The following is a 14,769-nucleotide window of genomic DNA, read 5'->3' as shown; positions in this document are numbered from 1 at the left end:
AGCCTCCCAATGCAATGTTGCTTGCCATCAGGTTAGGTGATCCCGGTCATCGGGATAATCCGATTTGGCTGGACACACTGTACCGCTGGATGGACAATCGGCCATGGAGTGGCGCGACTGGGAGCTGTTTTGCGAGGTTGTCGAGCATGGCGGCTTCACCGCGGCCGCGCGGGTACTTGGGCATCCCAAATCGAGCCTCAGTGCTGCGGTGCAGCGTCTCGAGGCCAATCTCGGACTGCGGCTGATCGAGCGGACCACGCGGCACCTGCGGCTGACCGATTCCGGCGAGACCATCTATCGTAAGGTGCGCCCACTGTTCGCCGCGCTGCATGACACCCACAGCGAGGCGCTGGCAATGTCCAGCGCGGTCGCGGGCACCTTGCGCATCAAGGCACCCTACGAATTCGGCGCGCACCACGCAGGGCCGGTCGCCTGCGCTGTGATGGGCCGCTATCCGGAGCTCGCAATCCGGATCGACGTCGAGCACGACATCGTCAACCCGATCGCCGAAAATTACGACATCGTGTTCGCGATGCTGGAGGCGCCGCTGCCGTCGGCCGGCATCGTGATCCGCCGCGTCTTTACCCTCGAGCGCGGCCTGTTCGCGGCACCGGCGCTGTTGGAAAAGTTCGGCGAGCCGCGTACGCTGGATGAGCTGCGCAAATTGCCGCTGTTGACCGGCCCTAGCGATCCGCCATGGGCGATCACCGCGCCCGGCGGTGCCGTCGAGCATCTCGCAGTGGATCGCGCGCGCCTCACCAGCTCGAACGCCCATGTCCGGCTGCAGGCAGCGCTCGCCGGCCATGGCGTGCTGCGGGTCACCGCGAGCTACGCCCGCGCCGCGGTCGCGGCCGGCGAGTTGCGACGGCTGCTACCGGACCATGCCTGCGAGCCACTCAACGTGCATGCGCTGCTGCCGGCGCGGCAATTTGTCCCCGCAAAAGTTCGCTGCTTCCTCGATGCGATGGAAGCGCACGCGCGCGGTGATCCGGAGGCCTATATCAGGCCGTAGCCGCTAACCGGCATTGGCCTTTCACCATTTTCTCGGGAACCTGTCCGGCCGGCCGGCATCCAATGGTAATATACCGCCAACAGTGAGGGCGAGCCCGCCATGCGCCAGGCCCATGTCACATCCCTGCCACCGATCCGCTCAGGCGATGCCGAGCTCGTGCAGCGCGCGCTCGCCCGCGACGAGGCTGCGATCCGCGCCATCATGCAGGCGAACAATCGCCGGCTGTTCCGGCTGGCGCGCGGCATCCTCCGCAACGACAACGAGGCCGAGGATGTGGTTCAGGACGCCTATGTGCGCGCCTTCACCCATCTGGACCAGTTCCGGGGCGACTCCAGCCTCTCGACCTGGCTGTCGCGGATCGCGATGAACGAGGCGGTCGGCCGCCTGCGCAGCAAGCGCGCAAGCGTGGAATGGTCCGAGCTGCCGAACGGCGCCGTTGAAGCCCAAATCATCCCGTTCCCGCTGTCGTCAGCGGACGATCCGGAAAAATCCATGGCCCAGCGCGAAATCCAGCATGTCGTCGAGCACGCAATCGACGAGCTGCCCGAGGCGTTCCGCCTCGTGTTCATCACCCGTGTGATCGAGGGCATGAATGTCGAGGAGACCGCTGATATCCTCGGCCTCAAGCCGGAGACCGTGAAGACCCGCCTGCACCGCGCCCGGACCATGCTGCGCGACAATGTCGAGCGGAAGATCGGCCCCATCGTGATGGAGGCGTTTCCGTTCGCAGGCCGGCGCTGCGAACGATTGACCGAGGCGGTCCTGAAACGGCTCGGCGTCACAGCATAGATTTTTGGGAACCTCTGGCTATCAGCACCATCCAACTCCTGTGCAAGCAACGACGTGCCGTGCGCTACGCCCGGCTCAACAGGAGTGTCAAACCATGTTCGTTCGATTGAGCATCGCGGTCGCCGCGCTCGGCGTTCTCACCGGCGCTGCGCTGGCCCAGGGTGCAAAGCTGACCGATCCGCAGATCGCGCATATCGCCTACACGGCAGGCGTGATCGACATCAACGCCGCCAAGCAGGCGGAGAGCAAAGCATCCAGCAAGGACGTCAAGGCGTTCGCCAAGGACATGGCGCGCGACCATGAGGCGGTGAACAAGCAGGCGCTCGACCTCGTCAAGAAGCTGAAGGTGACGCCGGAGGACAACGACACCAGCAAGGCGCTGTCGAAGCAGGCGGCCGACAAGCTCGCCGAGCTCGGCAAGCTGAAGGGCACCGCCTACGACAAGGCCTATATCGACAACGAGGTCGCCTACCACAAGACCGTCAACACCGCGCTGGAGACGCAGTTGATCCCGTCGGCCAGCAATCCCGAGTTGAAGAGCCTGCTGCAGACAGGCCTGAAGATCTTCCAGGGCCACGAGCAGCATGCCGAACATGTTGCGGCGGGCATGAAGTAGGGAGACGCGCGATGTCGCCCGGACGCTATCTCGCAACGCTCGCTTTGTTCGCGCTCGGCGCGATGGCTGTCCCGGCGCATGCAGCCACCGTCCAGATCGTGATGGAGAATATGGTGATCTCGCCGGCCGAGGTATCGGCCAAGGTCGGCGACACCATCGAATGGGTCAACAAGGACGTATTGGCACACACCGCCACGGCGAAGAACGGCGACTTCGACGTGACGATTGCGCCGAAGAAGACGGTTAGGTCGGTTCTGACCAAGGCCGGTACCGTCGACTATTACTGCCGCTTCCACCCCAACATGAAGGCGGTGCTGACCATCGCGCCATAACGTGCGCGATGACCTGCGAGGTAATCGATCGGCGCACGCGAACCTTCGATAGTCCGGACAGCCGCACAGTCCGGCAGATCAGAAGGAGAGCACCATGACCGACCACACGACCATCGCCCGCCGCTATATCGAGCTCTGGAACGAGCGGACGCCGAGCCGGCGGCGCGAGATGCTGAGCGAGAACTGGACCGCCGACGCCCGTTATGTCGATCCGATGATGAGCGGCGACGGCCATGACGGCGTCGACGCGCTGATCGCGGGCGTGCAGCAGAAGTTTCCGGACTTCACCTTCAAGCTGATCGGCGAGCCGAACGGCTACGGCGACCATGTCCGCTTCTCCTGGGGTCTCGGGCCCGACGGCGTCGACAGCCCGATCAAGGGCACCGACTTCGCCACGTTGAAGGAAGGACGGATCCGGAGCATCACCGGGTTCCTCGACCAGGTGCCGGGCGCCTGAGGCGGCAGTTCCCCGTCGCGCGTCCTTCGCGAACCGGGACAACTTCCACAACCGTCATTCCGGGGCTCGCGAAGCGAGAGCCCGGAATCCATCGACCCACAGGTTCCGCGGCTGAATGGATTCCGGGCTCGACGCTGCGCGTCGCCCCGGAATGACGAAAGGATAGAGCCGCTCCGCTGGATACCCGGGCCGCGGCCGCTTCCACCCCCGCGATGTCACTGCTAGTCTTCCCGAAACACAGGGAGGACGCCATGAAGGCAGATTTCGCCTTCAAGACTTCTGTTATCAGCGACATCACGCCGGCGCTGCTGGCGATCGGCCGCGACGGCTTTCCGGAGGCGCTGATCGGCGCGCTGCGCCGCGTCGCCGGTGTCGGTCACTGCATGGTGTTCTCGTTCACAGGCCCGCGGTCCGCCGCGTGCCTGCTCGACATCGGCAACATCCCGACCGGGCACGATCTCGGGATCGCCTATTCCGAACATTTCCATCAGGCCGACCCGAACCGCGACGCGGTGTTCGAGGGGCAGGCGCAGGCTGTGCCGATCGTGCTGCCGAATTTTGCCCGCCGGATGTACAGCGACGGCTACCGCAAGATTTTCTTCGACGATTCCGACATCGTCGACAAGTTCGCCTCTGCGATCTGGACCGGCGATACCTGTTTCTACGTCAATTTCTACCAGATCACCGCGCAAGGCCGCTTCAGCCGCGAGCAGATCGCGCGCCTCGCCGCGGTCGCGCCCGCATTGACCGCAGCGGTGGCGCGGCACTTCCAGCGCGACCCGATAGCCGACGCCGATCCGATCGCGCGGCTGAAGACCCTGTTTGCGACTGCCGAACCGCTCGCCCGGCTGACCGGCCGTGAGAAGGAGGTCTGCCTCGGCATCCTTTCGGGCCTCAGCTCGGAAGCGATTGCCGCCGAACTCGGCATCGGGCTGCACTCCGCCCTCACCTATCGCAAGCGCGCCTATGACAAGCTCGGCATCTCCTCGCAGAACGAGCTGTTCGCGATCGCCCTGCGCCTGATGGCGTCGGCACGCCGGCTGAACTGAGGAACCTGGCGGTCACCTCCCGCTGTCCCCAACGGTGGGGACAGACCGGTCGCGCCTGCCGGCCTATGCTCGGTTCGGAACCTGAAGCCAACCTGAGATCACGTCGTGAGCACAGCTCCCCATTTCGACATCGACGTCCCCGCCTTCTGGCAGGATCCCTATCCGACGCTGGCGCGCATGCGCAAGGAGGCGCCGATCGCCTTCGTGCCGCAGCTCGGCAGCACGCTGCTGTGCAACCGCGACGACATCTTCGTCTCCGAGAAGCAGATCGACGTGTTCTCGTCGCACCAGCCCGAGGGGCTGATGAACAGGCTGATGGGCCACAACATGATGCGCAAGGACGGCGATGCGCACATGAACGAGCGCAAGGCGATCTTCCCGGCGGTCTCGCCGAAAACCGTCAGATCGTACTGGACCGCACAATTCGCAGCACACGCGACGCGCATCCTCGACGAATTGACGCCCGACGACGTGGTCGATTTCGTGCAGGCCTTCGCGCTGCCGTTCTCGGCCGAATGCCTGAAATCGATCACCGGCCTCACCAACATGCGTTTCCAGGACATGAATGCCTGGTCGCAGGGCATGATCGACGGCATTGCCAATTACACCGGCGATCCCGCGATCGAGGCGCGCTGCCATGCGGCGACCTCGGGCATCGACGCCGCGATCGACGACATGGTGCCGGTGTTGCGCAAGACGCCCGACCTCAGCCTGCTCGGCGTGCTGCTGCAGACCGATATGCCGATGGAGAGCGTGCGCGCCAACATCAAGCTCGCGATCTCGGGGGGCCAGAACGAGCCGCGCGACGCGATCGCCGGCACAGTGTGGGCGCTGCTGACCCACCCGGACCAGCTTGCGCTGGCTGTGAGCGGCGCGATCCCGTGGCTGCAGGTGTTCGAGGAATATGCGCGCTGGATCTCGCCGATCGGGATGTCGCCGCGGCGGATCGCAAAGCCCTGGACGATCAGGGACGTTGCATTCGAGACCAACGAGCGCGTGTTCCTGATGTTCGGCTCGGCCAACCGCGACGAAAAGCATTTCGCCAAGCCCGATGCATTCGACGTGCGCCGCGACGCCAGCAAGAGCATCGCCTTCGGCGCCGGTCCGCATTTCTGCGCCGGCGCCTGGGCCTCGCGCGCCATGGTCGCCGACGTCGCGCTGCCGGCGATCTTCGAGAGGCTGACGAATCTGCGCCTGATCGCGGACAAGCCGCCCCGGATCGGCGGCTGGGCGTTCCGCGGCCTGCTGGATCTGCCGGTGACCTGGGACCGGTAGAACGCGTCGCCGTCTGCCCTCGCCTGGACACATCGAGACATGAAAAGGGCCCGACGAGGCGTGCCACCCCATTCGGGCGCTGCCCCGATCGCCAAACACGCGCCTGTTGCGTTGCGACACCGTGCCGCCGCAACCGGTCGGACGGCTGTAATCAAACTGTCACGAATCCATTTCAATCCGCCGTTATTGATGAAACTGCAGTCAGTTGAGCGGTCACAAGGGATTTCAGATGAACCCGAACACCAACGGTAGCAGTCACGATACCGCCTTCCACCATGACGCCCCCGAACAGGATTCCGAGGAAGGCGGCGGCATCAACAAGACGGTCGCGGTCGTCGCGGTGGTGGCTGTCGGTGCTGCCGTGTTCGAAGCTGCGTTGCTCCCGGGACTTGCGCTTGGCGTTGCCGCAGTCGCGGCGCCGAAGTACCTGCCGAAGCTCGCCGGCGCCCTCAATCCGCTGTTCAAGTCGACCGTTCGCGGCACCTACAAGTTCGCACAGAAGTCGCGCGAGATGTTTGCCGAAGCCCACGAGCAGGTGAACGACATCGTTGCGGAAGTGAAGGCCGAGAACCAGGCGCAGGAAGGCAAGGCGGCGGCCGAGGGCCGGGCTTCGTCGGCGGCCTGAACCGGGTCGGACCGGTAGCTGCAAGGCGGCGAAGCGTGGCGTCGACCGACCTTGCGACGCCGCCACGGCGCGCAATCGTGTTCGACGACGGTATTATTCGCGTCCCCGCGCCGGCACTGGAACGCTGTGAGAGGAATGCGATGACCAAAATGAAGCTGCAGATCGCGCATCAGGTTCCGGGCCGGATTCGCATGAAGGTACCGTCGGCCAAGGAAAACCCCGAGCTTCTCGAACAGATCAAGCAGACCTTCAGCGTCATTCCCGGCATCGAGGACGTCATCGTCAACCCGGCGACCGGCAGCATCGTGCTGCATTACGACACCGACCGGCACGACGAATTTCACGGCCGGCTCGAACATCACACCGGCGGTCACTACAAGCCGCCGGCCAATGAGATCGACGCGCTCGCGACCAAGATCGAACAGGAAGCCGAATACCTCGCCGAGCACTCGCATACGGCCAGGGTCGTCGTCGATTTCTTCAAGGATCTCGACAACGGCATCAAGGTCGCCACCGGAAATGTGGTCGATCTGAAGATCCTGCTCGCCGCGGGCATCGCCGGCTTCACCATCTTCGAGGTCGGCGCCAATGCGGCGACGCCGGTTTGGGTCACGCTGGCGATCTTTGCCCTCAACCACATGATCCAGGCCAACATGGCTGCCGCGGAGCAGGCGGAGCCGGCGGGCGCGACGGCCTGACCCGCCAGGGGCGAGAGCGCAAATTCATGGACTTCAGTTTCTGCCACTCCATGCCGGGGCGCATTCGTCTGAGCATTCCCGCGCTCGGGCAAAACTGCAAGCTGGGCGAGATCTGCCTCGGGTGGCTGCGGGCGCAGGACGGCATCAGGACCGCGCGGATCAACTACGACTGCGCGAGCCTCGTGCTGGAATACGATCCGGCTCACGAGCAAAGACTGCTCGCCCTGCTGAACGGCTTCAAGAGCATGAGCCTTGCCGACGTCAAGGCGCTCTGCGCCGGCGCCGCGCGGGACGCGGGCGCGCCACGCGCCGGCGTGCCGGAGGTCTCCAAGCGCTCACCGTTGGCGCTGCCGACGCTGTCGCTGTTCATGGCCTTCAGCGCCAATCCCGTGATCGCGGCGGTCAACATGCCGCTGATGCTCTGGAACGCGATCCCGATCGCCAAGCGCGCCTGGAAGGTCTGGGCGAACGAGAGCCGGCTCAACATCGACGTGCTCGATACGCTCGCGATCACAGCCTCGGTGCTGCAGGGCAATCCGCTGGCCGGCTGCATCGTCACCTGGTTGATCAAGCTCGGCGACTGGATCCGCGACCTGACCGCTGCGGGCTCGCGGCGCGCGATCAACGAGCTGCTCGAATTCCAGTCGAAGACGGCTTGGCTGCTGCGCGATGGCGAGGTGGTGTCGATCCCTGCCGCCGAGTTGCAGAACGGCGACATCGTCGTGGTATATCCCGGCGAGATGATCCCGGTCGACGGCGAGATCATCGACGGCTCCGCCACCATCGACCAGAAGACGATCACCGGCGAGGGCCTGCCGGTGCATCGCGGCAAGGGCGAAGCCGCCTTCGCCGCCACGGTGATCCGCGAGGGTCAGATCACGTTGCGCGCATTGCGCGTCGGAACCGCGACCACCGCCGGCCAGATCGTGCGGCTGATCGAATCCGCGCCGATCGGCGACACCCGGATGCAGAACCACGCCGAACGCTTCGCCGACCGGCTCGTAGCCCCGACCTTGGCGCTCGCCACCGGCACCGCCATGGTCTCGGGCGATTTCAATCGCTTCCTCTCGCTTGTCATCGTCGATTACGGCACCGGCATCCGCGTTGCCGCGCCCACGTCGGTGCTGTCCTCGATGACGCTGGCCGCCCGCACCGGCATGATCATCAAGAGCGGCGGCCACATGGAGAAGCTTGCCGGGATCGACACCATGGTGTTCGACAAGACCGGCACGCTGACCCACGGCACGCCCGCCGTCATCGACGTGATCTCCTACCAGAACTCGATCACGCCGAACCACCTGCTCGGGCTCGCCGCAGCCGCCGAAACCAAGCTGCAACATCCGGTCGCCGAAGCGTTGCGGACGCGGGCCCGGCAGCTTGCGGTGAACATCCCGCCCTGCAACGAGACCACCTACCGCCTCGGCCTCGGCGTCGAGGGCCAGGTCAACGGTTACTATGTCCATGTCGGCAACCAGCGCTTCATGCGCCAGAGCCAGATTGCCGTCGACGCCTCGGCGCTCGATCGCACAGCGCTCGACGAGCGCGGCTATTCGAGCCTCTATATCGCCGTGGACGGCAAGCTCGCGGGCCTCGTGCCTTACTCCGACGAGATCCGCGAGGAGAGCCGTTCGGTGATCCAGCGGCTGCATGCGCTGGGCGTCAAGAACAGCATCATGCTGACCGGCGACAATGCGGTGGTGGCGCGCGCCGTCTGCGAGAATCTCGGACTCACCGAGCACTTCGCGGACATGCTGCCGGCCGACAAGGCCGATGTCATCCAGCAGCTGCAACGCCAGGGACGCAGGGTCGCGATGGTCGGCGACGGCATCAACGATTCCCCGGCGCTCAGCTTCGCCGACGTCGGCATCGCGATGAAGCATGGTGCCGAGGTCACGCACGAATCCGCCGACGTCATCCTGATGGAAGATTCGCTCTGGAAGCTCGTCAAGGCGGTCGAGATCTCGCAAGGCGCCGTCAGCCTCATCAAGCAGAACTACGCCATCGTCGCCGCGCTCAACACGCTGGCGCTTGGCCTTGCCCTGCCCGGCGGCCTGATCACGCCCGAGGTGACCGCGCTGATCAGCAATGGTTCGGCGATCCTCGCGAGCTTCAACGGCATACGGCCAATCCTCCGCTATCAATGAGCCAGGATCTCACCCAGCTCCTTGCACTTCCTCCCGGCGATCACGCCGCGCTGCAAGCCGCCGTCAAGACGCTGGAGAGCTCCAACCTCGCGGCAAGGATCGCCGACTATGCCGGCGTCCCGGTCAATCGCGTCCTCAACCTGCTGCCGAAGGCCGCCAACCGCCAGCTCAGCGGGCTGGTGCGCTCGGCGGTCATGAAGGGGCTGGAGGTCGCCGTCGACACGCTCGACGAGAAGCCGCCGCCCTCACCAGCGGTGACCTTCTCGTCGTTTCTCGCCGGGGTGACCGGAGGCGTCAGCGGCCTGTTCGGCTTCGGTGCGCTGGCGGTCGAGCTTCCTTTGACGACGACCTTGATGCTGCGCGCGATTGCCGAGATCGCGCGGCACCAGGGCGAGGATCTCTCCAGGATCGAGGCACGGCTCGCCTGTCTCGAAGTCTTCGCCTACGGCACCAAGCGAACCGACGAGAATGTCGACATCGGCTACTACGCCGCCCGCGCGCTGATCAGCAAATACACCAGCGACGCGGCCGCCTATATCCTGGAGCGCGGCGCGGTGGATGCCTCCGCCCCCGTGATCTCCAATCTGGTCAGCGAGATCGTCTCCCGGTTCGGGCTGGTGGTCTCGGACAAGGCCGCGGCCGGCGCGGTACCGATCATCGGCGCAGCGTTCGGCGCGACCGTCAATGTCATCTTCATGGACCATTTCCAGAAGATCGCGAAGGGGCACTTCACCGTGCGCCGGCTGGAGCGGGTCCACGGCAGCTCCGACGTTCGCCAACATTATGCGGCGATCGCGGCGAGGCTCGCGCCCCGGCGCGGCGTCGCGACGGCATGAGGCGTTTGGCAGCAATTGGACATCGGCGCCGTGCTTCCGCCTGAGGACACCAGACTGCGCGATCTGCGTCGCATGCGGGCCCTCGCCACGGGCTTGCTGGTGCTCATGCTGCTGGTTTTTCTGGCGACCTCGATGGCGCAACCGCACTGGCCGTGGCTGGCCTATCCGCGCGCCTTCGCCGAGGCCGGCATGATCGGCGCCTGCGCCGACTGGTTCGCGGTCGTCGCCCTGTTCCGTCATCCGCTCGGCATCCCGATTCCGCACACCGCGATCGTGCCGCAGAGCAAGCAGCGCATCGCGGTGGCGCTGGGCCGCTTCATCGCCAACAACTTCCTGTCGCCGCGCGTGATCGGCGACCGTATCCGCGACGTCGATATCGCCGGCTGGGCGGCGCAATGGATCGAGCGGCCGTCGCACGCCCGCAGCGCCGCGCAACGCACGGTCTCGGCGGCCCACCAGGCCATGCAGGCCACGCCGAGCGCCGACCTCAATGCCTTTCTGACCCGCCGCACCCGGCAGGGGATCGCGGCGGTTCCGGTGGCTCCGCTCGCCTCGCGCGTGCTGGCGCTGTTGTGGGCGCATGGCGACGCGCAGGCCCTCGTCGAGCGCATGATCACATCGGCGAGCGTGGCGCTCGCCAACAACAAGGAAACCATCCGCAAGAAGGTCTCGCAGCGCTCCTACCGGTTCGTTCCGAAATGGGTCGACGGCATGGTGGCCGACCGCGTCATCTCCGGCATCAGCCAGACGCTCGACGAGATGCGCGAGCCGGATCATCCATGGCGGATCGAGCTCAAGGCCGAGATCGAGCGCCTGATCGACCGGCTCGCCACCGATCCCGACTACCTCGCCAAAGGCGAGGAGCTGAAGCAGCAGATGCTCGACAATCCCGCGGTGATCCGGCAAATCGACGCGATGTGGCAGGCCATCGAGGCGCGGCTGAATTCCGCGGCCACCTCGGCCGCGATCGCGGACGCCATCGAAACCGCCCTGATCTCGGTTGCCGCACGGGTCCGTGACGATGCCGAGATGCGCGACCGCATCAACCGCTGGCTTCGCGTCGCCGCCTTGCGGGCGGTTGCATCGCGACGCCAGGAGATCGCGGCCTTCATCCGCAAGGTGGTCGAGAACTGGGACACCGAAACGCTGATCATGCGGATCGAATTGCAGGTCGGGCGCGACCTGCAATTCATCCGGATCAACGGAACTGTCGTCGGAGGGCTGGTCGGCCTGCTGATCTTCTCCGTCTCGCGCTGGCTGTAGCGCGTTCGCTCGCGCTCAGGGAAAGCGAATGCGCAGCAGCGGCAACTGCTGCAGCCTGTCGAGCAGGCGCACCATCTGGCCTGCAGCCAGGCTGAGGCAGCCGAGCATGAAGTGGCGGCGGGTCAAGCCGCGCGCGCGATCCGCGAATTCCAGGCGCTGGAGACGCGGTTCGAGAGCAGTGTGCACACGTAGGGCGGGAAGCGTCGTCATAGGCATCAGCCGATCGGAATGCGGATTTCCGGCGCGGTGGTCATCTGCTCGATCGTGTTGTCGAACGACAGGCAATCCGGGTTCTCGCCCGGCATCCGGCGCAGTGTCTCGGCGAACTCCTCCTGCTCGAGCAGGAACGAGCGGCCGTCGTGCAGGCGGGCATAGGCCGCCCAGGGAACGAATTTGGTGAACGGAAACGGAAATCCCTCGCGCGGCGATACGTCGATATTCAGACCGGAGACGAACAGCACGTTCTTGGTCTGAAACGCCGGCTCACGCAGAATGCTCCGGTAGGTGCGATCGAACTCGGCCTGGGTGACGAAGCGGGCGGCATCCAATGCGGGATGCGGCGAGGTCACCAGCGCCGGCATCACAGGCGCGAGCGCCGCCTCGAGAATGTCATGGCCCTCGGGACCTTCGGCCGACGCACGGCGGAAGTGAAACAGATCGGGTGACAGCGCCGTGCCGATCGGCGCGGGTGTCGCGCCAAAGCAGGCTTCGCCGAGCCGTTCGCGGATCGCTGCACTGGCGCGAAAGATCCTCGACGTACTCAGCACGGTCAGCGGCTGACCCGGCGTCTCGACCATGCGGTCGAGCCACAGAAAGACACCTTCGCTGCGGTTGTCGTCGAGATAATGATTGTCGATCCTGAACACCGGCTCGCCATTGAGCCGGCCGCATTGCACTTGCTTACAGGCAAGCGCGTACTCGTCCTCATACCAGCGCAGCACGCCGCAGAGCTTGCCGCAGCAATCTCCGAACCGGCAGCCGTCGGTGCGGTGACGCTGATAGACGCCGAAGCGGCCATCATCGGGATTGTAGCCGACATGGCTGGCCTGGATCAGCACCAGGTCCTCGCCATGATGGGCAAACGGCCCGTGGCGATTGATCGCGACCTTGCCGCCGACCCGCCCGTGGTCGAACGGAAAGGTTCCGAAATGCTGGGCCAGCAGCATCACCGGATAGCCCTGGCTCTCGTCGGAGCAGAATGCGCGTGACGGCAGCATCTGCTGCCGCTCGAATCCGAGCGACCGGCAATAATTGTAGAGCCGCGGAACGAAATGGCCGTAGCGCATCGCAAAACGACCAACCCGGAAGGTTTCGATCATCCCGCTGCCGCCCGACCGCTCCGACCAATCCAGAGTGCACGCAGGGCGCACGTCCCCGCTTCCCTTAACCGACGGAACGGTAGATGTGCTTGTTGACGGTTATGTGAACATAACGGTCGGGTGGCGCGCTCAGCGCCCCCAGCGCAGCACGACCGGATCGAGCGAGCGCGCGATCTCGATCAGGCCGGCGCGCGTCGCCGGATGCAGCGGTTGCAACGGGTGCCGCACTGTGTCCGACTTGATGACGCCGCCCTCGCGCATCAGCACCTTGCAGGCCTGCAACCCGCATTGGCGGTTCTCGTAATTGATCAGCGGCAGCCAGCGCGCATAGGCCTGCACGGCTTCGTCGCGTCGGCCGGCGAAGAACGGATCCATGATCTGGCGGATGCCGTCGGGATAACCGCCGCCGGTCATCGCACCGGTGGCACCGGCATCGAGATCGGCCATCAGCGTGATCGCCTCCTCGCCGTCCCACGGTCCCTCGATCACGCTGCCGCCCTTCTCGATCAGGCCGCGCAGCTTATTCGCGGCCATCGGCACCTCGATCTTGAAGTACCTGACATTGGCGAGCTCTTTCGCCATCCGCGCCAGGAAGTCCACCGAGAGCGGTGTGCCTGCGACCGGCGCGTCCTGGATCATGATCGGGATGTTGATGGCGTCCGACACCACCCGATAGAATTCGTAGATGCCCGGCTCGCCCACGCGGAAGGTCGCGCCGTGATAGGGCGGCATGATCATCACCATCGCGGCACCCGCGGCCTCCGCCTCACGGCTGCGCGCGGCACACACCGCCGAGGAGAAATGCGTGGTGGTGACGATCACGGGAATGCGGCCCGCGACGTGCTCGAGCACGGTTTGCATCACGGTCTCGCGCTCGGCATCGGTCAGCACGAACTGCTCGGAGAAGTTGGCGAGGATGCAGATGCCGTGCGAGCCGGCATCGATCATGAAGTCGATGCAGCGCCGCTGTCCGTCGAGGTCGAGGTTGCCGCCGGCATCAAAGATGGTCGGCGCCACCGGGAACACGCCGCCATAGGGACGCTGTGCCGAAATCGTCATGTCAAATCCTCCCTGATGATCTGTCGCAGCTTGATCTTGTCACACCTTGCGGAACGGCAGCGGCGGACCTTCGAGCCTGCGCAGGCCCGGCTCGCGCCGCTCCAGCCACCAACCATACTGCTTCGGCCAGGACGCGAACACCTCGCCGCTTCCGCCGCCAAGCGCAAGCTCGGCATGCAGCGGCCAGTTCGGATCGAACAGCGCCTCGCGGCCAATCGCGATCAGATCGGCCTGGCCATTGGCGAGGATATCTTCCGCCTGCTGCGGATGCAGGATCAGGCCAACCGCGATGGTGGCGACCTCGGCGGCGCGACGGATTTCCTCCGCATACGGCACCTGGAAGCCGTAGCCGCGCGGAATCCGTGCCGCGGTTGCCGAGCCGAGCAGGCCGCCCGACGAGCAGTCGATCAGATCGGCGCCGCGCGCCTTGGCTTCGCGCGCGAACGCGACCTGATCCTCGAGCGTCAGGCCGCCTTCGACACCATCGACCGAGGAGATGCGCACCGCCAGCGGCCGCTCGGCCGGCCAGGCGGCGCGCACGGTCTCGATGATCTCGAGCGGATAGCGCATCCGCCCGGCGCGGTCGCCGCCATAGGCGTCGCTGCGGCGGTTCGACAATGGCGACAGGAACTCGTGCAGCAGATAGCCATGCGCGCAATGCACCTCGACGAACTCGAAGCCGGCCTCCACCGCGCGCAAGGTGGCGCGACGCCATTGCTCGCGCAACGCTGCGAGCTCGGCCACATCGAGCGCGTGCGGCATCAGCCAGCCTTCCTCCATCGGGAGCGCGCTCGGCGCAACGGTCCGCCACGGCAGATCGCCGCGGGCGCGGTCGGCTTCGTCGAGTGCGGCATTGCCGTACCACGGGCGCTGCATGCTGGCCTTGCGGCCGGCATGCGCGAGCTGGATCGAGGGCACCGCGCCGTTGTCCTTCAGGAAAGCGGCGATGCGCTCGAGCGGCGCGATCTGCTCGTCGTTCCAGATGCCGACATCGCCATGGGTAATGCGGCCCTCGGCGGTGACCGCCGCGGCCTCGACCATCACGAGCCCGGCGCCGCCCTGGGCGAATTTACCAAGATGAACAAGATGCCAGTCATTGGCGAGGCCGTCGGTCGCCGAATACTGGCACATCGGCGAAATCAGAATGCGGTTTCGGGAGGTCACGCCGCGAAGCGTGATCGGCTGAAACAGAAACGGCTGCGACATCGGGTCCTGCGGGAACGTGGTGGCGGGAAAATGGCGGCGGAAAACTAGGCGGCGCGCGAGCTGATCGCAAGCCGCACTGTGGCGCAGGC

Annotated in this window: 16 protein-coding genes; 12 read left to right on the top strand and 4 right to left on the bottom strand. The window is 65.6% G+C overall.

What is annotated here, in order from left to right:
- Positions 1 to 64 precede the first annotated feature (64 nt).
- The 12 genes from BraRD5C2_RS00380 to BraRD5C2_RS00325 all read left to right on the top strand — a co-directional run bounded on the left by BraRD5C2_RS00380 (position 65) and on the right by BraRD5C2_RS00325 (position 11,096).
- Positions 65 to 1,012, top strand: coding sequence for a LysR family transcriptional regulator (locus BraRD5C2_RS00380; RefSeq protein ID WP_223966044.1), 948 nt, complete (start codon positions 65 to 67; stop codon positions 1,010 to 1,012).
- A gap of 99 nt (positions 1,013 to 1,111) precedes the next feature.
- Positions 1,112 to 1,801 carry an RNA polymerase sigma factor gene (locus BraRD5C2_RS00375; protein WP_223966043.1) on the top strand — a complete coding sequence of 230 codons (690 nt, stop codon included), beginning with the start codon at positions 1,112 to 1,114 and terminating at the stop codon, positions 1,799 to 1,801.
- 94 nt (positions 1,802 to 1,895) lie between these two features.
- On the top strand, positions 1,896 to 2,417 hold the full coding sequence (locus BraRD5C2_RS00370; protein ID WP_223966042.1) for a DUF4142 domain-containing protein: 522 nt from the start codon (positions 1,896 to 1,898) through the stop codon (positions 2,415 to 2,417).
- 11 nt (positions 2,418 to 2,428) lie between these two features.
- On the top strand, positions 2,429 to 2,749 hold the full coding sequence (locus BraRD5C2_RS00365; protein WP_223966041.1) for a cupredoxin domain-containing protein: 321 nt from the start codon (positions 2,429 to 2,431) through the stop codon (positions 2,747 to 2,749).
- Positions 2,750 to 2,843: 94 nt separating this feature from the next.
- Positions 2,844 to 3,206 (top strand): nuclear transport factor 2 family protein, encoded by a 363-nt coding sequence (locus BraRD5C2_RS00360; RefSeq protein WP_223966040.1) that lies wholly within the window; start codon positions 2,844 to 2,846, stop codon positions 3,204 to 3,206.
- Positions 3,207 to 3,457: 251 nt separating this feature from the next.
- Entirely contained in the window at positions 3,458 to 4,255 is a 798-nt protein-coding gene (locus BraRD5C2_RS00355) for a helix-turn-helix transcriptional regulator (RefSeq protein WP_223966039.1), read from the top strand.
- A gap of 105 nt (positions 4,256 to 4,360) precedes the next feature.
- On the top strand, positions 4,361 to 5,530 hold the full coding sequence (locus BraRD5C2_RS00350; protein ID WP_223966037.1) for a cytochrome P450: 1,170 nt from the start codon (positions 4,361 to 4,363) through the stop codon (positions 5,528 to 5,530).
- Between the two features lie 229 nt (positions 5,531 to 5,759).
- Positions 5,760 to 6,155, top strand: a complete 396-nt coding sequence (locus tag BraRD5C2_RS00345) for a DUF5132 domain-containing protein (RefSeq protein WP_223966034.1) — start codon at positions 5,760 to 5,762, stop codon at positions 6,153 to 6,155.
- A gap of 140 nt (positions 6,156 to 6,295) precedes the next feature.
- On the top strand, positions 6,296 to 6,853 hold the full coding sequence (locus tag BraRD5C2_RS00340; RefSeq protein WP_223966032.1) for an HMA2 domain-containing protein: 558 nt from the start codon (positions 6,296 to 6,298) through the stop codon (positions 6,851 to 6,853).
- Between the two features lie 26 nt (positions 6,854 to 6,879).
- Complete coding sequence (locus BraRD5C2_RS00335) at positions 6,880 to 8,997, top strand: heavy metal translocating P-type ATPase (RefSeq protein ID WP_223966030.1); 2,118 nt, start codon at positions 6,880 to 6,882, stop codon at positions 8,995 to 8,997.
- Entirely contained in the window at positions 8,994 to 9,833 is an 840-nt protein-coding gene (locus tag BraRD5C2_RS00330) for an EcsC family protein (RefSeq protein WP_223966028.1), read from the top strand. The genes BraRD5C2_RS00335 and BraRD5C2_RS00330 overlap by 4 nt, the downstream gene beginning before the upstream one ends.
- Positions 9,834 to 9,863: 30 nt before the next feature.
- Positions 9,864 to 11,096: a DUF445 domain-containing protein gene (locus tag BraRD5C2_RS00325; protein WP_223966026.1), complete on the top strand. Its 1,233-nt coding sequence runs from the start codon at positions 9,864 to 9,866 to the stop codon at positions 11,094 to 11,096.
- Between the two features lie 15 nt (positions 11,097 to 11,111).
- Here the strand turns inward: BraRD5C2_RS00325 and BraRD5C2_RS00320 are convergent, their stop codons facing one another.
- From BraRD5C2_RS00320 to BraRD5C2_RS00305, 4 genes are all read right to left on the bottom strand, one after another.
- Positions 11,112 to 11,306, bottom strand: coding sequence for a hypothetical protein (locus BraRD5C2_RS00320; protein WP_223966025.1), 195 nt, complete (start codon positions 11,304 to 11,306; stop codon positions 11,112 to 11,114).
- Between the two features lie 5 nt (positions 11,307 to 11,311).
- On the bottom strand, positions 11,312 to 12,415 hold the full coding sequence (locus BraRD5C2_RS00315) for a hypothetical protein (RefSeq protein WP_223966023.1): 1,104 nt from the start codon (positions 12,413 to 12,415) through the stop codon (positions 11,312 to 11,314).
- Between the two features lie 129 nt (positions 12,416 to 12,544).
- Positions 12,545 to 13,474: a dihydrodipicolinate synthase family protein gene (locus BraRD5C2_RS00310; protein ID WP_223966021.1), complete on the bottom strand. Its 930-nt coding sequence runs from the start codon at positions 13,472 to 13,474 to the stop codon at positions 12,545 to 12,547.
- A 39-nt stretch (positions 13,475 to 13,513) separates the two neighbouring features.
- Positions 13,514 to 14,680 (bottom strand): NADH:flavin oxidoreductase/NADH oxidase, encoded by a 1,167-nt coding sequence (locus BraRD5C2_RS00305; protein ID WP_223966172.1) that lies wholly within the window; start codon positions 14,678 to 14,680, stop codon positions 13,514 to 13,516.
- Positions 14,681 to 14,769: the final 89 nt, after the last annotated feature.

The sequence above is a fragment of the Bradyrhizobium sp. RD5-C2 genome (genome assembly GCF_019972155.1).
Taxonomy (GTDB): domain Bacteria; phylum Pseudomonadota; class Alphaproteobacteria; order Rhizobiales; family Xanthobacteraceae; genus Bradyrhizobium.
Note: the sequence above shows the minus strand (reverse complement) of the source record. Positions and strands in the feature narration are given on the sequence as shown.